This window comes from Streptomyces deserti (assembly GCF_054782695.1).
Window position 1 is genome coordinate 19,220 of the sequence record NZ_BAAGRZ010000038.1, and the last position, 23,404, is coordinate 42,623.

28 protein-coding genes and 1 pseudogene are annotated in these 23,404 nt (G+C 73.0%); 16 read left to right on the top strand and 13 right to left on the bottom strand.

What is annotated here, in order from left to right; translation table 11 throughout:
• Genes ACYVMZ_RS35325 through ACYVMZ_RS35355 form a run of 7 tightly spaced genes read left to right on the top strand, consistent with a single transcriptional unit; the run spans position 1 to position 3,663 of the window.
• Positions 1 to 264 (top strand): gas vesicle protein GvpG, encoded by a 264-nt coding sequence (locus ACYVMZ_RS35325; protein WP_461086967.1) that lies wholly within the window; start codon positions 1 to 3, stop codon positions 262 to 264.
• Positions 261 to 944, top strand: coding sequence for a DNA primase (locus ACYVMZ_RS35330; protein ID WP_461086968.1), 684 nt, complete (start codon positions 261 to 263; stop codon positions 942 to 944). The genes ACYVMZ_RS35325 and ACYVMZ_RS35330 overlap by 4 nt, the downstream gene beginning before the upstream one ends.
• The gene (locus ACYVMZ_RS35335) at positions 941 to 2,074 is read left to right on the top strand and encodes an SRPBCC family protein (protein WP_461086969.1); all 1,134 of its coding nucleotides are present in this window, start codon (positions 941 to 943) and stop codon (positions 2,072 to 2,074) included. The genes ACYVMZ_RS35330 and ACYVMZ_RS35335 overlap by 4 nt, the downstream gene beginning before the upstream one ends.
• Positions 2,071 to 2,406: a gas vesicle protein gene (locus tag ACYVMZ_RS35340; RefSeq protein WP_461086970.1), complete on the top strand. Its 336-nt coding sequence runs from the start codon at positions 2,071 to 2,073 to the stop codon at positions 2,404 to 2,406. Before ACYVMZ_RS35335 ends, ACYVMZ_RS35340 begins: the two co-directional genes overlap by 4 nt.
• The gene (locus ACYVMZ_RS35345) at positions 2,403 to 3,200 is read left to right on the top strand and encodes a GvpL/GvpF family gas vesicle protein (RefSeq protein ID WP_461086971.1); all 798 of its coding nucleotides are present in this window, start codon (positions 2,403 to 2,405) and stop codon (positions 3,198 to 3,200) included. The genes ACYVMZ_RS35340 and ACYVMZ_RS35345 overlap by 4 nt, the downstream gene beginning before the upstream one ends.
• Positions 3,197 to 3,385, top strand: a complete 189-nt coding sequence (locus tag ACYVMZ_RS35350; RefSeq protein WP_461086972.1) for a gas vesicle protein — start codon at positions 3,197 to 3,199, stop codon at positions 3,383 to 3,385. Before ACYVMZ_RS35345 ends, ACYVMZ_RS35350 begins: the two co-directional genes overlap by 4 nt.
• Complete coding sequence (locus ACYVMZ_RS35355; protein WP_461086973.1) at positions 3,382 to 3,663, top strand: gas vesicle protein K; 282 nt, start codon at positions 3,382 to 3,384, stop codon at positions 3,661 to 3,663. Before ACYVMZ_RS35350 ends, ACYVMZ_RS35355 begins: the two co-directional genes overlap by 4 nt.
• Before the next feature lie 41 nt (positions 3,664 to 3,704).
• Here ACYVMZ_RS35355 and ACYVMZ_RS35360 read toward each other — a convergent pair whose 3' ends face one another.
• From ACYVMZ_RS35360 to ACYVMZ_RS35370, 3 genes are all read right to left on the bottom strand, one after another.
• On the bottom strand, positions 3,705 to 3,875 hold the full coding sequence (locus ACYVMZ_RS35360) for a hydrophobic protein (protein WP_461086974.1): 171 nt from the start codon (positions 3,873 to 3,875) through the stop codon (positions 3,705 to 3,707).
• Positions 3,876 to 3,916: 41 nt separating this feature from the next.
• Entirely contained in the window at positions 3,917 to 4,738 is an 822-nt protein-coding gene (locus ACYVMZ_RS35365; protein ID WP_461086975.1) for a class I SAM-dependent methyltransferase, read from the bottom strand.
• Positions 4,739 to 4,835: 97 nt separating this feature from the next.
• On the bottom strand, positions 4,836 to 6,332 hold the full coding sequence (locus ACYVMZ_RS35370; protein WP_461086976.1) for a bifunctional phosphatase PAP2/diacylglycerol kinase family protein: 1,497 nt from the start codon (positions 6,330 to 6,332) through the stop codon (positions 4,836 to 4,838).
• A 136-nt stretch (positions 6,333 to 6,468) separates the two neighbouring features.
• On the opposite strand from ACYVMZ_RS35370, the gene ACYVMZ_RS35375 reads away from it, so the two are divergent.
• Positions 6,469 to 8,088 carry an ABC-F family ATP-binding cassette domain-containing protein gene (locus ACYVMZ_RS35375; protein ID WP_461086977.1) on the top strand — a complete coding sequence of 540 codons (1,620 nt, stop codon included), beginning with the start codon at positions 6,469 to 6,471 and terminating at the stop codon, positions 8,086 to 8,088.
• Positions 8,089 to 8,209: 121 nt separating this feature from the next.
• Here the strand turns inward: ACYVMZ_RS35375 and ACYVMZ_RS35380 are convergent, their stop codons facing one another.
• Positions 8,210 to 9,325, bottom strand: coding sequence for a baeRF2 domain-containing protein (locus ACYVMZ_RS35380; RefSeq protein WP_461086978.1), 1,116 nt, complete (start codon positions 9,323 to 9,325; stop codon positions 8,210 to 8,212).
• Positions 9,326 to 9,390: 65 nt separating this feature from the next.
• Between ACYVMZ_RS35380 and ACYVMZ_RS35385 the strand changes: the two genes are divergently transcribed.
• Positions 9,391 to 9,678, top strand: a complete 288-nt coding sequence (locus ACYVMZ_RS35385; protein ID WP_461086979.1) for a DUF6158 family protein — start codon at positions 9,391 to 9,393, stop codon at positions 9,676 to 9,678.
• A 54-nt stretch (positions 9,679 to 9,732) separates the two neighbouring features.
• Here the strand turns inward: ACYVMZ_RS35385 and ACYVMZ_RS35390 are convergent, their stop codons facing one another.
• The 3 genes from ACYVMZ_RS35390 to ACYVMZ_RS35400 form a co-directional block, all read right to left on the bottom strand.
• On the bottom strand, positions 9,733 to 10,275 hold the full coding sequence (locus ACYVMZ_RS35390) for a type 1 glutamine amidotransferase domain-containing protein (protein WP_461086980.1): 543 nt from the start codon (positions 10,273 to 10,275) through the stop codon (positions 9,733 to 9,735).
• Positions 10,276 to 10,375: 100 nt separating this feature from the next.
• Entirely contained in the window at positions 10,376 to 10,825 is a 450-nt protein-coding gene (locus tag ACYVMZ_RS35395; protein WP_461086981.1) for a CBS domain-containing protein, read from the bottom strand.
• Positions 10,826 to 10,913: 88 nt separating this feature from the next.
• Complete coding sequence (locus ACYVMZ_RS35400; protein ID WP_461086982.1) at positions 10,914 to 11,357, bottom strand: DUF2795 domain-containing protein; 444 nt, start codon at positions 11,355 to 11,357, stop codon at positions 10,914 to 10,916.
• Positions 11,358 to 11,512: 155 nt separating this feature from the next.
• On the opposite strand from ACYVMZ_RS35400, the gene ACYVMZ_RS35405 reads away from it, so the two are divergent.
• Entirely contained in the window at positions 11,513 to 11,689 is a 177-nt protein-coding gene (locus tag ACYVMZ_RS35405; protein ID WP_461086983.1) for a hypothetical protein, read from the top strand.
• A 13-nt stretch (positions 11,690 to 11,702) separates the two neighbouring features.
• On the opposite strand, the gene ACYVMZ_RS35410 is transcribed toward ACYVMZ_RS35405, so the two are convergent.
• From ACYVMZ_RS35410 to ACYVMZ_RS35425, 4 genes and pseudogenes are all read right to left on the bottom strand, one after another.
• Positions 11,703 to 11,909: a GH32 C-terminal domain-containing protein gene (locus ACYVMZ_RS35410; RefSeq protein ID WP_461087008.1), complete on the bottom strand. Its 207-nt coding sequence runs from the start codon at positions 11,907 to 11,909 to the stop codon at positions 11,703 to 11,705.
• A gap of 33 nt (positions 11,910 to 11,942) precedes the next feature.
• Positions 11,943 to 12,338, bottom strand: a complete 396-nt coding sequence (locus tag ACYVMZ_RS35415; RefSeq protein ID WP_461087011.1) for a hypothetical protein — start codon at positions 12,336 to 12,338, stop codon at positions 11,943 to 11,945.
• 41 nt (positions 12,339 to 12,379) lie between these two features.
• Positions 12,380 to 12,439, bottom strand: a pseudogene (locus tag ACYVMZ_RS35420) (hypothetical protein); the annotation flags it as partial.
• Positions 12,440 to 12,549: 110 nt separating this feature from the next.
• Positions 12,550 to 14,349 (bottom strand): thiamine pyrophosphate-requiring protein, encoded by a 1,800-nt coding sequence (locus ACYVMZ_RS35425; protein WP_461086984.1) that lies wholly within the window; start codon positions 14,347 to 14,349, stop codon positions 12,550 to 12,552.
• Positions 14,350 to 14,589: 240 nt separating this feature from the next.
• Here ACYVMZ_RS35425 and ACYVMZ_RS35430 point away from each other — a divergent pair, with 240 nt between their 5' ends.
• The 4 genes from ACYVMZ_RS35430 (at position 14,590) to ACYVMZ_RS35445 (ending at position 19,144) form a co-directional block, all read left to right on the top strand.
• Positions 14,590 to 15,384, top strand: coding sequence for an RNA polymerase sigma factor SigF (locus tag ACYVMZ_RS35430; protein WP_461086985.1), 795 nt, complete (start codon positions 14,590 to 14,592; stop codon positions 15,382 to 15,384).
• Positions 15,385 to 15,653: 269 nt separating this feature from the next.
• Positions 15,654 to 16,619 carry a hypothetical protein gene (locus ACYVMZ_RS35435; RefSeq protein WP_461086986.1) on the top strand — a complete coding sequence of 322 codons (966 nt, stop codon included), beginning with the start codon at positions 15,654 to 15,656 and terminating at the stop codon, positions 16,617 to 16,619.
• 225 nt (positions 16,620 to 16,844) lie between these two features.
• Positions 16,845 to 18,092: an aminotransferase class I/II-fold pyridoxal phosphate-dependent enzyme gene (locus tag ACYVMZ_RS35440; RefSeq protein ID WP_461087009.1), complete on the top strand. Its 1,248-nt coding sequence runs from the start codon at positions 16,845 to 16,847 to the stop codon at positions 18,090 to 18,092.
• The gene (locus ACYVMZ_RS35445; RefSeq protein WP_461086987.1) at positions 18,089 to 19,144 is read left to right on the top strand and encodes an MBL fold metallo-hydrolase; all 1,056 of its coding nucleotides are present in this window, start codon (positions 18,089 to 18,091) and stop codon (positions 19,142 to 19,144) included. Before ACYVMZ_RS35440 ends, ACYVMZ_RS35445 begins: the two co-directional genes overlap by 4 nt.
• Before the next feature lie 85 nt (positions 19,145 to 19,229).
• Here ACYVMZ_RS35445 and ACYVMZ_RS35450 read toward each other — a convergent pair whose 3' ends face one another.
• Positions 19,230 to 19,853, bottom strand: a complete 624-nt coding sequence (locus tag ACYVMZ_RS35450; RefSeq protein ID WP_461087010.1) for a DedA family protein — start codon at positions 19,851 to 19,853, stop codon at positions 19,230 to 19,232.
• Between the two features lie 41 nt (positions 19,854 to 19,894).
• Positions 19,895 to 20,668 carry an MBL fold metallo-hydrolase gene (locus ACYVMZ_RS35455; protein WP_461086988.1) on the bottom strand — a complete coding sequence of 258 codons (774 nt, stop codon included), beginning with the start codon at positions 20,666 to 20,668 and terminating at the stop codon, positions 19,895 to 19,897.
• Positions 20,669 to 20,751: 83 nt separating this feature from the next.
• Here ACYVMZ_RS35455 and ACYVMZ_RS35460 point away from each other — a divergent pair, with 83 nt between their 5' ends.
• Both ACYVMZ_RS35460 and ACYVMZ_RS35465 read left to right on the top strand, forming a co-directional pair.
• On the top strand, positions 20,752 to 21,153 hold the full coding sequence (locus ACYVMZ_RS35460; RefSeq protein WP_461086989.1) for a hypothetical protein: 402 nt from the start codon (positions 20,752 to 20,754) through the stop codon (positions 21,151 to 21,153).
• Positions 21,154 to 21,306: 153 nt separating this feature from the next.
• A complete protein-coding gene (locus ACYVMZ_RS35465) occupies positions 21,307 to 23,391 on the top strand; it encodes a phage holin family protein (protein WP_461086990.1) in 2,085 nt (694 codons plus the stop codon).
• The last annotated feature ends 13 nt before the right edge of the window (positions 23,392 to 23,404 follow it).

Consider the following 23,404-nt stretch of genomic DNA (forward strand, 5'->3'; position numbering starts at 1 on the left):
GTGGGCCTGATCTCTGAGGTGCTGCTGCTGCCGTTCGCCCCGGTGCGCGGCAGCGCCTGGGCCATCAGACAGGTGGTCCAGGAGGCCGAACGGATCTACTACGACCCCGGCACGGTGCGGGCCGAACTGGGCCGGCTCGAGGAGCGGTTGGAGGCCGGAGAAATCACGGAGGAGGAGTTCGACCGCATCGAGGACGAACTCCTCGACCGGTTGGAGATCGCTTCGCGCAGAAGCGCGGGAACGGGCAACGGGACGGCACGATGAACCGAGTGGGACTGGGCCTCGCCATAGGGGCCGGATACGTCCTCGGACGGACGAGGAAACTGAAACTGGCGGTCGCCGTCGGCGGGCTCGTCGCCGGGAAGCGGATGAACCTGAGTCCGAAGGCCGTCGCGGACCTGATGTCCCAGCAGCTGCGGAACAACCCGCAGGTCAAGGAGATCGGGGACCAGCTGCGCGAGGACCTGCGCGGTGTCGGCAAGGCCGCCTCCGGCGCCATGGTCGAACGGCGGATCAGCGCCATCGCCGACCGGCTGCAGGGCCGTACCGCCCAGGTCCGCGACCAGCTGGCGGGCGTCGTGCCCGGCGCGTCGGCCCGCGGTGCGGGCGAGGAGGAAGCCGACGAGGAGGAGCCGGAGGGCGAGGAGCCCGAGGCCGCCGAGCCGGACGACGTGGAGGCCGAGGAGCAGGAGCCGGAAGCGGACGAGGAGCCGGCGAAGAAGGCTCCGCCGAAGGGCACCGCACGCAAGGCCGCCAAGAAGGCGCCCGCGAAGAAGGCGGCGCAGCAGCAGGCCCCCGCCAAGGAGACGGCGGCGGCCAAGAAGACGGCGGCGAAGAAGACGACGGCCAGGAAGGCCGCCGGAAAGCCCGCCGGGAAGAAGGCGACCGCGGCCACGAGCGCCGGCACCCGGGCCCGGCTGCCGAAGGGAGGCGGTGAGCGATGACGGAGACCCTCGGATCGACGGCCTCCGCGGCGCGCGGAGCGGCCACGAAGAACCCGCTCACCGACGTGGCCCACAGCGAGGCCGCCGACCGGCTCAAGGCCGAACTGCAGGAGTACCTCGCCGCCCAGGTCACGCGCCTGCTGGTCGGCTTCGGCCGCAAGCTCGGACAGACCACGGCCCGGCTCAACGACATCGCCGAGGGAAACAGCCCCGGCTTCGCGCAACTCGCCCTCGACACCGGCCGCAAGCTCTCCGAGGGCAAGGGCCCGGTGCGCTCGGCCCTGGAGTCCGGCGCCTCGCACGCCAAGGACAACGTCCTCGGTGCCCTGAAGAACCTGGGCGGCGGCAAGGGCAACGGCAAGGGCAAGCGTGGGGCGGGCAAGAAGCCCACGGTCATCATCGAGCACATCGACGTCGGCGTGCCGCTGCGCACGGCGTACGACCAGTATACCCAGTACCAGGACTTCAGCACCTTCGCCAAGGGCGTCAAGAGCGCGGACCGCGCCGACGACACGCACTCGGACTGGCAGCTGAAGGTCTTCTGGTCCAACCGCAGCTGGAAGGCGACCACCACCGAACAGGTGCCCGACGACCGCATCGCCTGGACGTCGGAGGGCGCCAAGGGCACGACGAAGGGCGTGGTCACCTTCCACCGGCTCGCGGACAACCTCACCCGCGTGCTGCTGGTCATCGAGTACTACCCCACGGGCTTGTTCGAGAAGACCGGCAACATCTGGCGCGCCCAGGGCCGTCGGGCCCGGCTCGACCTGAAGAACTTCGCCCGCTTCGTCACCCTCAAGGGCGAGGCGGAGGACGGCTGGCGCGGCGAGATCCGCGACGGCGAGGTCGTCCGCAGCCACGAGGACGCGCTCGCCGAGGAGGAGGGCGAGGACGAGCGCCCCGAGGGTGAGGCGGAGCCCGAGGAGGGCGAGTACGAGGCGGAGGAGGGCGAGTACGAGGCGGAGGAGCCGGAGGAAGAAGAGGAAGAAGCGGTACCCGAGGACGAGTACGAAGACGAGGCCGAGTACGAACCCCGGGACGACAAGGAAGACGAAGAGCAGGACGAGGGGGCGTACGAGCCCGAGGCCGAGTACGAGGAGGAGTACGCCGAAGGAGGGAGCCGGCGATGACGATGTCCAGCCGGCTCCCCGAGCCGTACAGCCAGGGCAGCGGCGCCAACCTCGCCGACATCCTGGAGCGCGTGCTCGACAAGGGGATCGTCATCGCGGGGGACATCCGCATCAACCTGCTCGACATCGAACTCCTCACCATCAAGCTGCGCCTGATCGTCGCCTCCGTCGACAAGGCGAAGGAGATGGGCATCGACTGGTGGGAGACCGACCCCGCGCTGTCCTCCCGGGCCCGCCGTGACGAACTGGCCCGGGAGAACAGCGAGTTGCGCGAGCGGCTGGCCCGGCTGGAGGAACTGGAGCCCGGCCGCGCACAGGAGGAGGCATCATGAGCGGACTGCGGTACGTCTATGCCGTCTGCCGCCCCTTCGGCACGCCGCTCCAGGCCGAGCTGACGGGGGTGGCGGGCGACCCGCCCCGGCTGCTGCACCACCACGACCTCGTCGCCGTCGTCAGCCATGTGCCGGAGCGGGACTTCGCGGAGGAACCGCTCCACGCCCACCTGGAGGACCTCGACTGGCTGACCGCGACCGCCCGCGCCCACCAGGGCGTGATCGACGCGCTCACCACGGTCACGACCCCGCTGCCGCTGCGGCTCGGCACCGTCTTCCGGGACGACAGCGGCGTCCGGACGATGATCGAGGCCCGCGAGGAGGACTTCCGGCGCACCCTCGACCGGCTGGAGGGCCGCGTGGAGTGGGGCGTCAAGGTGTACGTCGAGGCCGAGCCGTCGCCGTCGGACAGCGCCCGGCCCGCCCAGAAGCCCGCATCGGGCCGCGACTATCTGCGGCAGCGGCGCATGCAGACCAAATCGCACGAGGAAATGTGGCAGAGGGCCGAGCGATTCGCGAGCCGCCTGCACGAAACACTGTCCTCGTTCGCCGAGGATTCCCGGCTGCACGCACCGCAGAACCCCGCGCTTTCCGGCGCCGCCGGACGGAACGTCCTCAACGCCGCCTATCTCGTGCCGCGCGGGCGTTCCGAGGAATTCGTGGAAATGGTGGACCGGACGAAGGACGAGGCGCCCGGAATACGCGTCGAACTCACCGGGCCGTGGGCGGCCTATTCGTTCGCCGGTGAGGAGACCACCGATGAGGAGACCACCGAGGGGGAGAAGAAGCAGTGACCGTCGTCGAACGCCGTGAGGTCGCCCTCGTGGACCTGCTGGACCGGCTGCTCGCCGGCGGCGTCGTCATCACGGGGGACATCACGTTGCGCATCGCGGACGTCGACCTGGTCCGTATCGACCTCAACGCGCTCATCAGCTCGGTGAACGCGAACGTGCCCTCGCCCTTCGGAGAGCTTTCGTGACCCCACGCAACCGACTCGACCTCGAACCCGACACCGTCGAACGCGACCTGGTCAAGCTGGTCCTGACCGTCGTCGAGCTGCTGCGCCAGCTCATGGAACGCCAGGCGCTGCGCCGGTTCGACGAGGGAGACCTGAGCGAGGAGCAGGAGGAACGCATCGGGCTCACCCTGATGCTGCTCGACGACCGCATGACGGAGCTGCGTGAGCGCTACGGACTGCGGCCCGAGGACCTGAATCTGGACCTCGGGCCGCTCGGACCTCTGCTGCCCCGGGAGTGATGCCCCGGGCGTTTCCGGTTAACCGATGACTTCCGTTTGACTTACCACCTGTACCAGCGGCCCCTGCCTCCGGTCGCGGTCGGGCCGTGGAAGAAGAATCCCAGCAGCCACACGACAAGAACCGCCAACGCGATCCACCAAAGCGCTTCCACTGCGAATCCGGCGCCGAAGAGAATCACCGCCAGAAGAAGCACGAGCAGGATGGGAACCATAGTTGAACCTCCTGCTTTCCGAGTTTCCCGAAAACGGCGGATCAGGCTTCCTTGCGGCAGAGAATTTCGCCGTGCAGCACACTGAACCAGCCGTCCTCCCGCCCGCCCCACTCCCGCCAGGCCTCGGCCACCGCCCGCAGCCGCTCCTCGGTCGCGTGCCCGCCCTCCACGGCCAGCCGCGCATACGCCGACGCCACCGTGCGATCCGCCCACAGGCCGCTCCACCACGCCCGCTCCTCGGGTGCCGAGAAGGTCCAGGTGCCGGAGGTGGCCGTGATGTCCGTCAGCCCGGCCCGCAGCGCCCAGGACTTCAGCCGCCGCCCGGCGTCCGGCTCGCCGCCGTTGGCCCGGGCCACCCGGCGGTACAGATCGAGCCAGTCGTCCATCCCCCGGGACGCCGGATACCAGGTCATGGCGGCGTAGTCCGAGTCGCGCACGGCGACGAGGCCGCCCGGCCTGGTGACCCGCTTCATCTCCCGCAGCGCCTGCACGGGGTCGCCCACGTGCTGGAGCACCTGATGGGCGTGCACCACGCAGAACGTGTCGTCCGGGAAGTCCAGGGCGTGCACGTCGGCGACCGCGAAGCCGACGTTGCCGAGCCCCCGCCCGGCGGCCGTGCTCCGGGCCTGCTCCAGGATCTCCGGGGCGCGGTCCACGCCCGTGACCTGCCCGTCGGGAACCAGCTCGGCCAGATCGGCGGTGATGGTCCCCGGCCCGCACCCGATGTCCAGGATCCGCATGTGAGGCTTCAGGGAGCCGAGGAGATACGCCGCCGAGTTGGCGGCGGTCCGCCAGGTGTGCGAGCGCAGCACCGACTCGTGGTGCCCATGCGTGTAGACGGCGGTCTCCTGCGGTTTCGGCATGCTGCCCACCCCTTCTCGTCCGGCCCGGGATGCCCTCACCGTACGCACGCATGCCGAATGATGAGACCCAAGTCTCACGATACGGACTGACAGTCTGTCAGGCCGTGGTGATGGGCCGGTACACGGTCAGCGCCTCGGGCAGCTTCTCCAGCGTCACCCGCCCTTCCACCTCGGTGACTTCACCGTCGTAGGCGAGGAGCGTGCCCGGCGCCACGTGGTCCAGACGCAGACGCCCCACCTGGACCGCGGCGTGGGCGGGGGAGCGGGTCAGCGGTCCGGCCAGGGCCGCGGCGAGCAGACGCACGGCCGGCCGCCGGCCGCCGTGCACCACCCGCACGTCGAGCTGCCCGTCCGCGAGGTCCAGCCGCCGGCCGGGCGCCAGCCCCATGCGGTGATACGTGCCGTTGCCGGCGAACAGCAGCCACAAGGGATGCGCACGGCCCTGGAACTCGGCCTCCAGCGGGTGCTGGCCGGCCCGCAGCACCCGCAGGGCCGCGAACACCCCGGCCGGCCAGCCGCCGATCCGGTGCGACCAGCGGTCCCGCTCACGTACCAGCTCGGGGTACACGCCCAGGCTGCAGGTGTTGAGGAAGACGCCCTGCTGGTCGCCGCTGGTGAACCGGCCCACGTCGACGCGTACGGCGTCGCCCTGCCGCAGGGCCCGCGCCAGGTCCCGTACGTCCTCCACCCCGAGGTCGTAGGCGAAGTGATTGAGGGTGCCGCCGGGCAGCACCGCGAGGGGCACGTCGTGCCGCAGGGCGATGCGGGCGGCGGCGTTCACCGTGCCGTCGCCACCGCACACGCCGAGGACCCGCGCACGGGCCGCGGCCTTCTCCAACTCCGCCGCCACGTCGGCGGGTTCGCACTCGACGACCTCGGCGCGCGGCAGCGCGTCCCGCAGGGCACGGGCACGCTCGGCGGTCCCCGCAGCGGTGTTCGCCACGAGCACCAGACCCTCGCCGTCGGGCAGCGCCGGGACCTCGGCGCGGGGCCGGGCCGACGGGACCGACTGGGACCGCGACGGCACCATGCCCCGGACGGCGAACGCGGCCCCCACACCCAGCGCCGCGCCCGCCACGACGTCGCTCGGGAAGTGCACGCCGGTGTAGACACGGGAGAGGGCGACCGCGGCGGCCACCGGGGCGACGGCCGCGCCCCAGGCCGGGGACTCCAGGGCGACACCGGCCGCGAACGCGGCGGCCGACGCGGCGTGCCCGGACGGGAAGGACGTGGTGATCGGCTGACGCCTCAACTGCCGGACCAGCGGGACCGGGTCCAGCACCGGGCGGGGGCGGCGGACCGTGCGCTTGCCGAAGGTGTTGATCGTCAGCGAGGCGAGGCAGAGCGAGGCGAGCCCTCGCGCCGCGGCGCGCCGGCTCCTCGGCGTGCGGGCCGCGACCATCGCGGCCGCCGCGGCGAACCACAGCCCGCCGTGGTTCGCGCCGCGGCTCAGCCGGGGCAGCAGCGGGTCGGCACCGGGCCAGTGCCGGGCGGCGACGGCCTCGAAGAGACGGCAGTCCAGAGCGAGGACGCGGTCGCGCAGGGGGTGGTGCCCAGGGGTGGGGACGGTGAGGTCCACGTCGGGGGTCGTCATGTCCTTGCGGGTACCCGGGGGTGGGGGTTTCCTGCCCTGGGGCGGGGGGCGATGGGCTGAGGCAGGGCACCCCCACGCACCCGCGGGGGGAAAAGCGTTTGCCCCGCCTCCGAAGCCGCCCGCAGAATCGCTCCCCATGGGTCACCTCGAAGCCGCGCACCTGGAGTACTACCTCCCCGACGGGAGGGCACTGCTCGGCGACGTGTCCTTCCGGGTGGGGGAGGGGGCCGTGATGGCCCTCGTGGGCCCCAACGGCGCGGGGAAGACGACCCTGCTGCGGCTGCTGGCCGGCGAGCTCAAACCCCACGGCGGATCGGTCACCGTCAGCGGCGGGCTCGGCGTGATGCGGCAGTTCGTGGGATCCGTACGCGACGAGACGACCGTACGCGACCTGCTCGTCTCCGTCGCCCCACCCCGCATCCGCGAAGCGGCCCGCGCCGTCGACGCCGCCGAGCACGTCCTCATGACCGTCGACGACGAGGCCGCCCAGCTCCGCTACGCCCAGGCTCTCGCCGACTGGGCCGAGGCCTGCGGCTACGAGGCCGAGACGCTGTGGGACATGTGCACCACGGCCGCCCTCGGCATCCCGTACGACAAGGCGCAGTGGCGCCAGGTCCGCACCCTGTCCGGAGGCGAGCAGAAACGACTGGTCCTCGAGGCCCTGCTGCGCGGCACGGACGAGGCGCTGCTCCTCGACGAGCCCGACAACTACCTCGACGTTCCCGGCAAGCGCTGGCTGGAGCAGCGGCTCGCCGAGACCCGCAAGACCGTCCTGTTCGTCTCGCACGACCGCGAACTCCTCGCCCGCTCCGCCCAGCGCATCGTCGCCCTCGAACCGAGCCCCACCGGCGCCGACGCCTGGGTGCACGGCGGCGGCTTCGCCACGTTCCACGAGGCCCGCCGCGAACGCTTCGCCCGTTTCGAGGAGTTGCGCAGGCGCTGGGACGAGAAGCACGCCCAGTTGAGGAAACTGGTGCTGAGCCTGCGTCAGGCGGCCACCATCAGTGACGTCATGGCCTCCCGCTACCAGGCCGCCCAGACCCGCCTGCGCAAGTTCGAGGAGGCAGGACCGCCCCCGGAGCCGCCGCGCGAGCAGGACATCAGGATGCGGCTCAAGGGAGGTCGCACCGGCGTACGGGCCGTCACCTGCCACAACCTCGAACTCACCGGCCTGATGAAGCCCTTCCACCTGGAGGTCTTCTACGGCGAACGCGTCGCCGTGCTCGGCTCCAACGGCTCCGGCAAGTCGCACTTCCTGCGCCTGCTCGCCGGGGACGACGTGGCGCACACGGGGGAGTGGAAGCTCGGGGCCCGGGTCGTACCCGGCCACTTCGCGCAGACGCACGCGCACCCCGAGCTGGAGGGCCGCACGCTCCTGGACATCCTGTGGGCCGAGCACTCCCAGGACCGCGGCGCCGCCATGTCCCGGCTGCGCCGCTACGAGCTGACGAACCAGGCGGAGCAGGCGTTCGAGCGGTTGTCCGGCGGCCAGCAGGCCCGCTTCCAGATCCTCCTGCTGGAGCTCCAGGGCGCCACCGCCCTGCTGCTCGACGAGCCGACCGACAACCTCGACCTGGAGTCGGCCGAGGCGCTCCAGGAGGGCCTGGAGGCGTTCGAGGGCACGGTCCTCGCGGTCACGCACGACCGCTGGTTCGCCCGCTCCTTCGACCGCTACCTCGTCTTCGGCAGCGACGGCCGGGTCCGGGAGACAACGGAGCCGGTGTGGGACGAACGCAGGGTGGAGCGGGCCAGATAGGCCACCGGCCGCCGCACGGGCACAGGACGTACCCGCACGGCGGCCGAGGCACCACCAGCGCTGCTCGAGCGAGGGGCTCAGCTCCTCGAAGGGTGCTCAGCCCCTCTCTCGACGAGGGGGCTCACTTCCAGCGCAGCAGCGCCCCCAGTCCGCCCACCGGCGCCTCCTGCTCCGTCGCCGGGGCAGGCGTCACCGACAGGGCGGCCGCGTCCGTCGCGACCGCGGAGCGGATCAGCGCGTCGTCCGCACGGGCGGGCCAGGAGTGCTGCTCGCCGAGCACCTTCAGGTCCGTACGGCGCACCGCCAGCTGGTCCGGGTCCTCGCCGATCCACACCTCGCGGTGCGCGTCCGGCCCGTCCGGCCGGATCAGCAGCTCGTCGATCCGGTGCTCGCGCGCCGCCTCGACCAGCGCGGGTACGCCCTCCACGGCCCTCGCACGGCCCTCTTCGTCCGGGGCCCGGGCCGCCAGGAACCGCTCCAGCTCCGCCGCCGCCCTGCGGCGCACGTGCTCCGCGCGGGCCTGTTCCACGTCCTCGTCGAGCAGCCGGCTGCCGGCGCCGTGCGGGGCCTCGACCACGAGGTCGTGCAGCCGCTGCGGCAGCCGCTCGTGCACCGACCGCCGCTCCCGGTCGTCGCCGACCAGGATCAGCAGGTCGGCGCGGGTCTCCTCCTGGCAGACGGCGAGCGCGTCGGCGATCTCCGCCGCGTTGTGCTCCCAGGTGTTCTCCACCCGCAGCTGGAAGTGCCGCTCGGACCAGTCGACCGAGCTGGTGCGGTGGATGGGCCACTGGCGGCCGGTGACACCGCCGGCGTCCTCGCTGCCGAGCCCGCTGCGCAGCTCGAAGTCCGCGCCCTTGCGGTCGACGTACGCCACGATGCAGACCGGGTCCTCACCGGCCAGCTCCAGCAGCGGCGCCACGCGCGGCAGGGGCGCCCAGACGGCCCAGTCGCCGCCCTGCGGGGGCCGGGCGAGCGGCGGGTCGAGGACGACCTCGCCGCCGCGGGCGAACAGGGCCCGTCCGTGCGGTTCGGAGGAGTGCCGCAGATCCTCGATCGCGTTCTGCACGGCGCGGCAGGTCGCCTCGTCCGCGCCCTGCGCGGCCAGCTCCCTGGCCATCGCCTGGGCCGTCAGGTGCCGCTCGTGCGGGGTGTCCTCCGTGTGTCGGGAGGTGTCGACGTATACGGAGGCCCACGGCCCCGGATGTTCGTAGAGTGGATGCAGAAAAGCGAGATCCATGGCTCCCTCCCGGATGCCGCTCGGGGGTAGTGCTCAGTTGCTCCCGGGGCGGGTACCCGGACCGCATGAACGAACACGACGAGCGGGGCACCACCATGACCGGAGTCGACCCGAGCCACCTGGACGACCAGCAGCTCATGAAGGAGCTGGAGACCATCCACCGCACGCGCCACGACGCGCTGCTGTACGGCTCGAACGACGCGCTGCGGGCCCACAACGAGCGCATGGCGCAACTGGAGGGCGAGTACCTGCGCCGCAACCCGCGGCGTCCGGTGGCGGCGGGCCGCACGCGCGAAGGGGCCCGGGAGCGGGGGAGCGGGGATTCGGCGACCCCCACGACCCCCGGCACCTGAGCCCCTGAAAGGAACAGACCGCCCCTAAAAGGAACAGACCGAAGGAGACAGCCTTCAGGCGGTCTCCTGGGCGAACACGTCGAGGTAGGCCTCGCAGAACGCCTTCAGGTCGTCCGGCTTGCGGCTGGTGACCAGCTTGTTGGGGCCGTGGTCGCAGATCTTGACCTGCTCGTCGACCCAGGTGCCGCCCGCGTTGCGGATGTCGGTCCGCAGGCTCGGCCAGGAGGTCAGTTCCCGGCCGCGTACGACGTCCGCCTCGACGAGCGTCCACGGCGCGTGGCAGATCGCGGCGACCGGCCGGCCCTGCTCGAAGAAGGCCCGTACGAAGGCCACGGCCTTGTCGTCCATGCGCAGGAAGTCGGGGTTGGCCACGCCGCCCGGCAGCACCAGCCCACCGAAGGAATCGGCCGAGGCCTCGCCCACGACCTCGTCGACGGGGAAGGTGTCCGCCTTGTCGAGGTGGTGGAAGGCCTGGATCTCGCCCGGCTTCGTCGACACGAGCACGGGCTCGTGGCCCGCGTCCTTCGCCGCCTGCCACGGATCGGTGAGCTCGACCTGCTCGACGCCTTCGGGTGCGGTCAGAAACGCGATGCGCATGATGTTCAGCGCCCTTCCCTTCATTCAGTTCACTCAGTCCGTCGGTGGGCCCGTCCGCGGGCCGTCGGTGGCGCGCCCGCGGCGCAGGCCGGTCTCGGTTTCATGCACCACCCCTCATATCCGGCTCACCCCTCGTATCCGGCTCGGCACGGCTGATGTCGGCGAGCGCCGAGTCCGGATCCTCGGACTCGGCCAGGTCGCCGAGGCTCAGCATCCCGACCGGCAGCCCGTTCTCCACGACCGGCAGCCGCCGTACGGCGTGTGCGCGCATCAGCGCGACCGCGGCCGACAGCGGGTCGTGCGGCGCGACCGTCACCGGATCCGCGGTGCACACGCTCCTGACGCTCGCGGTCAGCGGGTCGATACCCTCGGCGACCGCCCGGACGGTGATGTCACGGTCGGTGAGCACGCCGACGATGCGCTGCCCGTCGGCCACCACCACGTCGCCGATGTTCTGCGTGCGCATCAGCTGCGCCGCCTCGACGAGTGAGGCGTCCGGGCGGACGGCGACCACGCCCGGTGTCATGACGTCCTTGACGAACTCGGCCATCACTGTGGGCCCTTTCTCCGCTCCCGGCCCGTGGGGGCACCACGGCCGACCGGCACGACGCCGCCCGCAGTACCCCCGGCTCGGGTCCCTATGCGCGGTTCTCGCGGCCGGACCGCCCGCCGGTGTCCGCCCGCACGGCCTGCTCCGGCCCCCGCTCCGGGGCCCGGGTCACGGCCTCGGCCACCTCCTGGACGTTGCTGTAGCGCGCCTGGTGCGGCAGCCGCTCCAGCGCCTCGACCAGGGAGTCGGGCGCCTGGTGGCTGCGCAGGGCGCGAATCAGCTCACGCGGGGTCGCGGGGAACGCCTTGCGGCCCAGGATCCGGGCCAGCTCCAGCCGGACCGCCTCCAGGGACGTCGGCGCGCGGCTCGGTGTCACCGGGCCGCGGGCGACCTCCGGGTCGTCCTCGGCGGCCGGCTCCGGGTCGTGCCACTCCTCGCTGCGGGTGGGGTGCCCGGACCGCAGCAGACCCTGCAGTTCGTGCTTCATCTCGTCGTCACGGTGACGGCTCAGGCGGTCGCTGCCTCGCTGCATGTCTCCCTCCACACCTTCGGGGTCCGCTCCGCGTACCCGTCCACCAGAGGCCGACACCGGGTTCGCGGGCCGGATCGGCGGCCCGGGAGTTTGCCCGGCGGGCGACGGGAGACCCGGATCACACCCCCCACGCACCTTCTGGGGAAGGACACGCCATGGCGATGCTCGCTGTGCTGATCCCGGTCGTCATGCTCGCAGTGGTGCTGGGGCTGGCCCGTTACGAGGAACTGCTGCTGCCGCAGGACGGCGGGGAGCACGCCGAGCGGCGCGAACCGGCGGTCGTGCCTCCCGCGGTCGCACGACAGGACGCCCTTCGCACTCGCGCGGCCTGAGCCGGGGAGCACCTCACGGCGGCCCCGGCGGCACCAGGTCCCACGCCTGCACCGTGTACGCGGCGGTGGCGACGCCCTCGGCGCCGGTCTGCACGCGCCAGGGGACGTCGCCGACGGGGTAGAAGCGCAGGGTGAGGGTGCGTCCGCAGGCGGTGAAGAGCTCGGCGACGGAGTGGTCCAGCAGGATCCGCAGGTCCGCCCCGGGCTGCCGGGCCGGCAGCCGCCGGTGGCCGGGCTTGGCGCGGGGGTCCGGTCAGGCGTGGTCGCGGTTGACGACCAGCTCGCCGGTGACCGGATCATGGCGGATGTCGAGGTACTCGGTTCCCGCCGCGGAGGTGAGCAGCCGCAGACGCCCGCCGGGTCCCAGCCGCACCGTGAGCTCACCGGCGCGGCCCACCTCGCCGAGCTCCACCGGCCGCCCGGCGCTCACCTCGCCGACGGCGGCGATACGCCGCTCGCCGCGCATACCAGTACGCGATGGAGGCCCAGTCGCCGACGAGGTGGTTGCCGTGGCCGTGCTCCACGGTGACCCGGACACGTTCTCGATGCGGACCGGATCGGCCACGTGGAAGCGGTAGTTGACCGAGTAACCGGGGACGTCGGCCACGTGGACGATCGCGCCGTGGCAGAGGTAGGCGTTCTTCTGCATCCCCCAGCGTGGTTGAAGTAGTCCTCGGTGCCGGTGCCGTGCGGGGACGGCGGCCAGCTGGTGGAGCCGTCGGGCAGGAGGTCGTCGTCGATCCGGATCATGTCGTTGCCCTCGCCCCGCCAACTGCCCTGCCGGTGAGGTTGGCCAGGCGGTCGCCTGCCGGCGCCCGGTGAGCCGGCCGGCGGGCTGGTCGGAGCCGTTCAGCACCCCGCTACTTCTTCTTCTCCCGGCCGCCCGGCAGGAACTCCTGCACCTTCGCCTTGAAGCCCTGCCTGACCACCGAGCCGCGGTCCGCGTCGCCCTTGAGGACCGAGGCGGCCGTGGCCTCCATCTGGTCCCAGGTGGCGTGCGGCGGGATCGGCGGTACGGCCGGGTCCGTGAGGAACTCGATCACCGCGGGGCCGTCCGCCTCCAGACCGGCGCGCCAGCCGGCCTCGACGTCCTCCGGCTTCTCCACCCGGATCCCGGTCAGGCCGAGGGAGCGGGCGAACGCGGCGTACTGCACGTCCGGGAGCTCCTGCGAGGGCAGGAAGGAGGGGGCGCCCTCCATGGCCCGCATCTCCCAGGTGACCTGGTTCAGGTCGTGGTTGTTCCACACGCCCACGACCAGGCGCGGATCGTCCCACTGGTCGCGGTACTTGGCCGCCGTGATCAGCTCCGCCATGCCGTTCATCTGCATCGCCCCGTCCCCGACCAGGGCGATCGCGGGCCGGTTCGGGTGGGCGAACTTCGCGCCGATCGCGTACGGCACGCCGCAGCCCATCGTGGCGAGCGTCCCGGACAGCGAGCCCCGCATGCCGGACCGCATGGTCAGGTGCCGCGCGTACCAGTTCGACGTCGAACCGGAGTCGGAGGTGACGATGGCGTTGTCGGGCAGCAGCGGGTCCAGGGCCCGCGCCACGTACTCCGGGTTGATCGGGTCCGCCGACAGGCCCGCGCGCCGCTCCATGACCTCCCGCCAGCGCGCCACGTTCGCGCACACCGTGTCGTACCACTCGCGCCCGCGTTCGGCGTCGATCAGCGGGATCAGCTGTTCCAGGGTCGCCTTGGCGTCGCCGACGAGATTCACCTCGTACGGGTACCGCATCCCGACCATGTGCGGATCGAGGTCGATCTGCACACCGCGCGCCTTGCCGAACTCCGGCAGGAACTGCGTGTACGGGAACGACGACCCGATGGTCAGCAGCGTGTCGCAGTCCCGCATCAGCTCGTACGACGGGCGGGTGCCCAGCAGGCCGATCGAGCCGGTGACGTAGGGCAGTTCGTCGCTGAGGACGTCCTTGCCGAGCAGCGCCTTGGCGACGCCCGCTCCGAGCAGCTCGGCGATCCGCTCCACCTCGGACCGCGCCCCGGCCGCGCCCTGGCCGACCAGAATCGCCACCTTGTCACCGGTGTTGAGGATCTCCGCCGCCCGCCGCACGGAGTCGTCGGAGGGCACCGCCGTCCACGAGCTGCGGTCCAGGCTGGAGGGCACCATCTTGAACTCGTGCGTGGGCGGCGAGTAGTCCAGCTCCTGCACATCGCCGGGGATGATGATCGCGGTCGGGCAACGGCGCGCGTACGCGGTGCGGATCGCCCGGTCCAGCACGTTCGGCAGCTGCTCGGGCACCGTCACCGTCTCCACGAACTCCGAGGCGACGTCCTTGAACAGCGTGTGCAGGTCGACCTCCTGCTGGTAGGAGCCGCCCATCGCGGTGCGGTGCGTCTGACCGACGATCGCGAGCACCGGCACGTGGTCCAGCTTGGCGTCGTACAGGCCGTTGAGCAGATGGATCGCACCCGGCCCGGACGTGGCCGCGCACACTCCGAGGCGACCGCTGAACTTGGCGTAACCGACCGCCTGGAACGCGGACATCTCCTCGTGCCGGGACTGGATGAAACGGGGTTCGTTCTCGGCCCTGCCCCACGCGGCGAGCAGGCCGTTGATGCCGTCGCCGGGATAGCCGAAGACGTGCTCCACACCCCATTCGCGCAGCCGCTGCAGGACATGGTCGGAGACCTTGGTGCTCATGGACGACCTCCCGGACGTCAGGGGACACGGGCACAGCAGTACGAGTCACCCTGCGCGTTGCCGGAAAACCTGCCGGGGTTTGCGGGAGAGGGCCGGGGGCAGGCGCACTCTCAGTGCTTCGGACAGGAGGCACGTCCGTGGGAGCGGCGCGGTGCCGCCACGGTGCCCCTGTCCCGAAACCCGGGTGCTCCCACGGTGACCGTCCAACCCAGAGCACCTTCAAGGGAGTTGCGACGCACCATGCCGACCCAACTCAGCACCAGGCGCCACCCGCACGACGACGCCCCCGACACCGCCGACGCCTTCCGCAGGCTCGCCGCCCTCCCCGACGGCCGCGAGCGTGACGCGCTGCGCGACGAGATCGTCGAGGCCTGGCTGCCCATGGCCGACCGGATCGCCGGACGCTTCCGCAGCCGCGGCGAGAGCCTGGAGGACCTGCGCCAGGTCGCGGCCCTCGGCCTGGTCAAGGCCGTCGACCGGTACGACCCCGACCGCGGCAACGCCTTCGAGAGCTACGCCGTGCCCACCATCACCGGCGAGATCAAGCGGCACTTCCGCGACCACATGTGGACCCTGCACGTGCCGCGCCGCGTCCAGGACCTGCGCAACCGCGTCCGCTTCGCCTGCCAGGACCTGTCCCAGACCATCTCCGGCCGCCGGCCCACCGTCGCCGAGATCGCCGAGCACGCGAACATGAGCGAGGAGGACGTCCAGGTCGGCCTGGAGGCCCTCGAGAGCTTCACGGCGCTCTCCCTGGACGCGGAGCTGCCCGGCAGCGAGGACGGGTACTCCCTGAGCGACGCGCTCGGCTCGCCCGACCCGGCGCTGGACACGGTCGTCGACCGCGAGGCGGTCAAGGACCGGCTCGCCGCCCTGCCCGAGCGGGAACGGGCCATTCTGTACATGCGCTTCTTCGGGGACATGACGCAGAGCCGGATCGCCGAGCAGCTGGGGATCTCGCAGATGCACGTGTCCCGGCTGATCAGCCGGTGCTGCGGGCGGGTGCGGGAGCAAGTGATGCGGGATGCGCAGTAGCGCCGTCGATGGCTCCGGTTGTCGGTTGTCGGTTGTCGGTGTCGGTTGTCTGTTGTCTGTTGCCGGGTGCGGGCCGTGCGGGGCTGCCGCGCCCCCGCGGCGGAGCCGCACAGCGCTACCGCCGAAACGCCTCTCGGGGCGGCGAACGCGGCCCTGTGTCACCCACTAGGGCGCCCCGCGTCCTGCGAATGGGGTCCGGCCGCGCGCGTTCGGGTGGTGCCCGGGCTGTGATGGCTGGGTAGCCGTCGCTGCCCGAAGGAGCCCGCACCATGCGCCGCACCGCCCGTACCCTGTCCGTCGCCGTCCTGGCCGGCACCGCCCTGGGCGTCCTCGCGCCGGCCGCCTTCGCGGAGCCCGCCGCGGAGGTCAGCCCGAGCACCGTCTCCGGGGGCGCGAGCGTCACCGTCGCCGTCTCCTGCGACCCGACCAGCGGCACCCCGCCCGCCACCATCGACGCCGTCTCGCAGGCCTTCGAGGAGGGCACCGTCCAGCTGCGTCTGGTCACCGGCAACGACGACACGGTGTCCGGCCCGGCCTACCACGGCACGGCGAAGATCGCCTCCGCCGAGAACTTCGAGGGCGACCCCGACGCGCTCGGCGAGGACTCCGGGTGGACCGTCGACGGCACCTGTCCGTCGGCCTCCGGAGAGGACGGCAAGCCGTGGAGCGCGCCGCTCACGGTGTCCCACGGCGGCAGCTCCGGCCCTGAGGAGGGCTCCGATTCCGGGGAGGGCCCCGGCTCGGTCGAGGGCCTTGCTTCTGACGAGGGCCTTGCTTCTGACGAGGGCCTTGCTTCTGACGAAGACCTCGCTGCTGACGAAGACCTCGCTTCTGACGAGGGACTCGGTCCTGTCGAGGGCCTCGGCTCAGGGAAGGACACTGGCTCCGCGAAGGTCCCCGGCTCCGCAGAGGTCCCGGGTTCCGCCGAGGACGCCGGCTCCGCGGAGGACTCCGGTCCCGCCCATGCCGATGGCTTCGCCCACACGTGTCCCGACGGCCACACCACGCCCTGCCACGGCGGCTCCGCCTCCGCATCCGCCTCCGGCCACGTGTGTCCCGACCCGCACGCCACCCCCTGCCACGGCGCGGCGGTACAGCGCGGCGTGCGTGCCGGGCAGGGCGGTGCCTTCACCGACTCGGTGCCCGCCCTGGTCGCCGGCGGGCTGCTGATCGCGGGCGCGGCCGGCGCCGCCGTGCACCGGCTGCGCCACCGCGACACCGGCAGCCACGGCTGACCGGCCGGTGAAACGGTCGGCACGGCCGATCGTGCCCGCCGTTCCCCGCCCCGCCCCGCCCATGCTGTGAGCGTCACAACCCGGCCGGACGCCCATGGGGCGGCGCCTCGGTGGGTACTCAGTGGCCGAGGGCACGAGCCGCACCGTACGCACCACCCGGCAGCGGACGGCACAGGAGCACGCGCCGAGGACATGTACGGCACCAGCAACCGCGCGGAGGCACGCATGGGGCGGACGGACCCGGAAGGCCACGGCCCCGTCCGGTTCGGGCCGCCGCTTCCCGAGGACGGGCTGCCCGTGCTGCACGAACTGTCCACCGTGCTCGCCGCCGCCGCGGCCCGCGCCGAGGCCGAACCGGTCGGCGGCGGCCCCGCCCTGCTGGAGGCCGCCTGCGGCTACTGGGACCGGCGCGGCCTGCCCGCCGCACCCGGGCGCGTGGCCGCCGCCCCGGGCGCGCCCGCCCTGCTGGTCGCGCTGACCGCCGCGCTCGGCGGCGACGTCCTGGTACCCCGCCCCTGCGCCACCTGGTGGGCGCCGTACGCACGCCTGCTGGGCAGACCCGTCTTCCACGTGCCGACCCCGGCCGAGAACGGCGGTGTCCCCGACCCGTACGCCCTCCTGGAGACCGTGCGCCGGGTCCGTGCCGAGGGCGGCGATCCACGCCTGCTCGTGCTGTCCGTCGCCGACGACCCCACCGCCACCGTCGCCCCGCCCGAACTGCTGCACGAGACCGTCGAGGCCGCCGCCGGCGAAGGGCTGCACCTGGTCAGCGACGAGACCTGGCGCGACACCCTGCACGACCCGCACGACACGGTGCTGCTCAGCCCCGCCGAGATGCTGCCCGAGAGGGTCACCGTCGTCACCGACCTGGCCGGCGCCCTCCTCCCGCCCGGCTGGCCCGCCGCCGTCGCCCGCTGCCCGGCGGACGGCGCCGGGGACGACCTCCACGCGCGCGTGCTCGACGTCCTGACCGCGCTCGGCGCCCGCGTCGCCGCACCCGTCGCCGCCGCGGCCGGGTACGCGCTGTCCGAGCCGGAGCCGGTCACCACGCGCGTGGCCGCCGCCGTACGCCTGCACGCGCGCGTGGCCGCCGCCGCGCACGCCGCCGTCGTCGCGGCGGGCGCCGTCGCCCGGCCCCCGCAGGCCGGCCGCCACCTGTACGTCGACCTCTCCCCGCTGCGTCCCGCGCTGACCGCGCACGGCGTCGGCGACGCGCAGGAACTGGAGGACTTCCTCGCCGCCCGGCTCGGCATGCCCGCGCCCGGCGGCCACCGCTTCGGCGACGACCTCGCGGCACCGCGCGTACGACTGTCGACCGGCCCGCTGCTGGACGGCTCGGACGAGGAACGCGCGGAATGCCTCGAGGCACCCTCGCCGTTGGAACTGCCACACGTTCAACGCGCGTTGATCCTACTGACGTCGGTCTTCGACGATCTCCGCGACGACGCTCAGCGATGGGAGCCTCCTCGATGACGCAGCAGTCCGAGTCGACCACCACGAGTACGACCGTCCCAGAAGCCGACGTTCCGGCGGACGCGTTCCCCCTCGCGACCCCGTTCCCGCCGCTCGCCGACCCCCTGCCCCTGGGGCGGCGACGGGTGTGGCCGCGGACCTTTCACGACCGGCTGACCGCCCCGCTGCCCGGCCTGAAGGCCATCGCCCGGTTCGCCCGCGAGGGCGCCGTACGCCCCGGCAAGGAAGGCCTCGCCGACATCCCCCGGCTGCCCTTCGCCCCCGAACCGCTGCCCCGTGTCGACGCGCGCACCGTCGCGGTCTCCTGGGCGGGACACGCCAGTTGGGTCGTCCGGATCGGCGGACTGACCGTGCTCACCGACCCGGTCTGGTCCCGCCGCATCATCGGCACCCCGGCCCGGATCACCCCCGTCGGCATTCCCTGGGACGCCCTGCCGCGCGTCGACGCGGTCGTCATCAGCCACAACCACTACGACCACCTGGACGCCCCCACGCTGCGCCGGCTCCCGCGCGACACCCCGGTGTTCGTGCCGGCCGGACTCGGCCGCTGGTTCCACCGCCGCCGGTTCACCTGCGTCACCGAGCTCGACTGGTGGGAGGCGGCGGAACTGAACGGCGTCCGCTTCGACTTCGTCCCCGCCCACCACTGGTCCAAGCGCACCCTCACCGACACCTGCCACAGCCTGTGGGGCGGCTGGGTCCTCACCGACCCCGACGGGCAGCGCGTCTACTTCGCGGGCGACACGGGCTACGGCCACTGGTTCTCCCGCATCGGACAGCGCTACCCCGGCATCGACCTCGCCCTCATGCCCATCGGCGCCTACGACCCGCGCTGGTGGCTCAGCGACGTCCACTGCGACCCGGAGGAGGCGGTACGGGCCGTCCAGGACCTCGGCGCCCGCCGTATGGCACCCATGCACTGGGCGACGTTCGTCCTGTCCGCCGAACCGGTCCTGGAGCCGCTGACCCGCGTGCGCGCGGCCTGGGAGACGGCGGGCCTGCCCCGCGAAAGCCTGTGGGACATCCCGGTGGGAGGCTCAAGGGTGCTGTAGGACAGCCGATTCGAGGGGGCGCGGGGAACCGCGCGCCCAGCCGCGAACACCCCGCACCCCGGGGACAACGCCAACTCCCACGGCGCTATCGCACCCTGCTCCGCATGCGCCGCCAAACGGTCGGCGTCGCGCTGATCAGCAAGGTCAGCGCGACCGCCGCGACCACACCCTCCCAAGGCTCCGGAAACAGCGAACCACCGAGAATCCCGATCAACTGGTACGTCACCGCCCACGCCAGACAGGCCGGCAGATTGCCGCGGACAAACCGCCGCATCGGCCACTTCGCCATCAGGCAGGCCAGCATCACCGGGATCCGCCCCGCCGGCACCAGCCGGGACAGCACCAGAACGGCCACCCCATGACCGGCCAGTTTCTGCTGCGCCTGCGCCAGCCGGTCCTCCGGCGCCCGCGCCCGCAGCGCCTCCAGCCAGCGCGACCCGTTCTTCGACTTCATGCCGCGCCGCCCCAGCCAGTACAGCGCCACGTCCCCGAGGAACGCGGCCAGCGACGCCGTCACGAACACCAGCGCCAGCGACAACGGCGCCGTCTGGTGGACGGCGACCACCGCCGCCGAACTCACGATCGCCCCGGTCGGCACCACCGGCACCAACGCCCCGATCAACACCAGCAGGAACAGCGACGGATAGCCGATCGCCTGCTGCGTGGTCTCCGGCGGCACACTCGCCGGGGCGGCGGCCAGCGCCGCCACGGACAGCGGCACACCGGACTGCGCCACGGCGGCGGGCCAGGTCACCGCGCGACCTCCAGGCGCACGCTCTCCCCGTGCCCCAGCCGGTGCACCGTCACGCCCGGCGCGTGCTCGGCGGCCAGGCGCACGAACTCGTCGCCCGGCGCATGGAACTCGTGGGGGCGCACGGCGTCCATCCCGATCGGCCAGTACGTGCCGTAGTGCACCGGCACCGCACTGCGCGGCGCCAGCCGGGCCAGCGCCTGGGCCGCCCGCCCCGCGTCCAGATGCCCCTCGCCCAGGTACGGCCCCCAGCCGCCCACCGGCAGCAGCGCCACGTCGATGGGCCCGACCTCTTTGGCCATGTCGTCGAACAGGCCGGTGTCCCCGGCGAAGTAGGTGCGGGCCTCGCCCTCGACGACATAGCCGAGGGCGGGGGAGCGGTGCGGGCCGAACGGCAGTCGCCGCCCGTCGTGCCGCGCGGGCACCGCCCGTATCAGGAGGTCGCCGACCCGCCTCTCGTCCCCGGGAACCACCTCGCTCACCCGCACATGTGTGAGCCGGCGCAGCCCCGGCACCGCCCGGAGCGCGCCCCGGGGCACGAGCAGGCGCGTGCCCGGCGCGAGCCGGGCCAGCGACGGCACGTGCAGATGGTCGGCGTGCAGATGGGAGACCAGCGCGACGTCCGCGTGCCGGGCGTCGGGGGGCGGCAGGGCGCCGCGCCGGCGCCGCAGATGCGCGAGCCGGCGCGCGAACAGCGGATCGGTGAGGACGCGTACGTTCGAATCCCGCACCGCGCACGTCGCGTGACCCCACCAGGTGATCTCCACCGGCACCTCTTTGCCTCCTTCGCGCGACTCCCCGAAGCCTACGGGCAGGAGTAGGGTCGGCGGCGAAAACCGGAGGTGAGGGGGACGCCATGGGGCCGGTCCGGGTGACGGCGATCGCGAGCCTGACGCCGCTGGAGGAGCTGGACGCCGATCCGTTCCTGGTGGACTCCCGCAGCCAGCACGCCATGTGCGCCCGCTGGGCCGCCGAGCGGGGCTATGTCGTCAGCCGGGAGCTGCTGGTGCGGGGCCTGCGTCCCGACCACGGTGCGCTGTGGGACGGGGTGCGGCCGGGTGTGGACGTGTTCGTCGCCCCGAGCCGCCGGGTGCTGGAGAGCGCGCTCACGTCCGTCGAGGAGTTCACCGCCGAGTGCGCCCGGCGCGGGGTGCGGATCGAGACGGTCGGGCACGCCGAGCCGTCGTACGACGCGGCGATGAAGGCCTGTGTGCACCGGCGGCTGTCGATGCCGACGGCGGGCTACGACGGGCGCTAGGCGTGTCTTCACGTCGTCGGCACATTCAGGGGGACACCCCCCGGGCCGCCCCCGGCCCACAGGCGGCCCGGGGGACGAAGGGCCCGGCCCGGCCGTTGTGTCAGGGTAGGTGAGGGCCCGCACCGACGACGGGCCGGGACATGAGGGGTGTGCGTGCACGGCGGACGGTGGCGGCGGGTCGCCAGTCAGATCGGGCGGAGCGTCGCCGTGTGGGCGGTCTCCACCGTCACCATGCTCGTGCTCGCCGGGATCCTGCCCGAGTTCCGGCTGCGCTCCGCCGACGGCGACAGCGCCACCGACATCGCGGTCACCGCCGCGTCCGGCGCCGGCGCCTTCGGTCTGCTGTCGGCCCTGGTGTGGCCGCTGCTCGTCCGCCTCCTGCTGCTCGTACCGGCTCTGGTGCTCGGGCTGCTGGTGTTCTTCCTCAACGGCGCCCTGCTGCTGCTCGCCCTGCGCCTGAACCCCGCCGAGCGCGGCGGCGCCGCCTGGGAGACCGCGGTGGTGGTCGCCGCCGTGATGTCCGCCGTCGCCTCCGCGACCGGCGCCGCCCTGGCCGTGCGCGACGACGACGCCTACCGGCGCCGCCTGTACCGCCTCGCCGACCGGCGCCGCGGCGCCGGCCCGCCCTGCCCCGCCACGCACGGCACGGTCTTCCTGCAACTCGACGGCGTCGGCCACGACGTGCTCACCGACGCCGTCGGCAAGGGCCTGATGCCCACCGTCGCCCGATGGCTCGGCACCGGCGACGGACAGCGCCCCACCCACCGGCTCACCGAGTGGCGCACCGACTGGTCCAGCCAGACCGGCGCCAGCCAGCTCGGCATCCTGCACGGCAGCAACTTCGACGTCCCGGCGTTCCGCTGGTACGAGAAGGACAGCCGGGAGGTGGTGGTCTGCAACCGCCCGACCAGCGCCGCCGCACTCCAGCGCCGCGCCACCAAGCAGGCCGGCCACGACGGCCTGCTCGCCGTCGACGGCGCCAGCCGCGGCAACCTCTTCAGCGGCGGCGCCGGCGAACAGGCCCTCGTGCTGTCCATCGCCGCCCGTCGCCGCGGCCGCGAGCACCGTTCCCGCGCCGGCTACTTCGCCTACTTCTCCGACCCGGCCAACGCCGTGCGCACCGCCCTGTCCTTCGTCGCCGAGGTGGGCCGCGAGATCGGCCAGTCCACCCGCGCCCGGCTGCGCAAGCAGCGCCCGCGCGTGAGCCGCGGCGGCCTCTACCCCCTCGTGCGGGCCTTCGCGACCGTCGTCGAACGGGACGTCGTCGTCGCCGCCGTGATGGGCGACATGCTCGCCGGACGCACCGCCGTCTACGCCGACCTGGTGGCCTACGACGAGGTCGCCCACCACTCCGGGCCGTTCAGCCGCGACGCCGAGAAGGTCCTCGAACGCCTCGACCGCTCCCTCGCCCTGGTCGAGAAGATCGTCGAACACGCCCCGCGCCCCTACCGGATCGTGGTGCTGTCCGACCACGGCCAGAGCCCCGGCGAGACCTTCCGCGCCCGCTACGGCCTCACCCTCGGCGACCTGGTGCGGGCCGGCTGCGGGCTGCCCGTGCCGCGCCGGGCGCGGCGCACCCGCAGCGATGCGGAGGCCCGCGCCGCCGTCCGCGCCGCCCTGCGCATCCCCGTCGAGGAGGCCGGCGAGCAGCACCGCCCCGCGCGCCGCTCGGAGCCGATCGTGCTGGCCTCCGGCAACCTGGGCCTGGTCTCCTTCCCGGACGTGCCGCACCGCATGAGCAAGGAGGAGATCGACGCCCGGCACCCCGCCCTGCTGCCGACGCTCGCCAACCACCCCGGGATCGGCTTCCTGCTGGTGGGCAGCGAACGGCACGGCGGTGTCGTCCTCGGCGCGTACGGCGCCGAGATCCCCCTGGACGAGCTCGACGAGAACCCGGGCCCGCTCGCGCCCTTCGGGCCGGGCGCCGCCGACGTCGTGCGCCGCACGCACACCTTCCCGCACACCGCCGACATCATGGTCAACTCCTTCTACGACCCGGCCGACGGCGAGGTCCTGTCCTTCGAGGAGCAGATCGGCTCGCACGGCGGCCTCGGCGGTGCCCAGACCAGACCCTTCCTGCTGTCGCCCCTGGCGCTGTCCGCGCCGGTCGACGAGGGCGGGGAACTGTCCGGTGCCGAGCACGTCCACCAGGTGCTGAGCCGCTGGCTGCTGGAGTCGGGCGGCCCCCAGGTGCCGCTGACCGCCGAGCAGGAGGCCTCCCAGGAGCGCGCGGCCTGAAAATCGGCTGCGT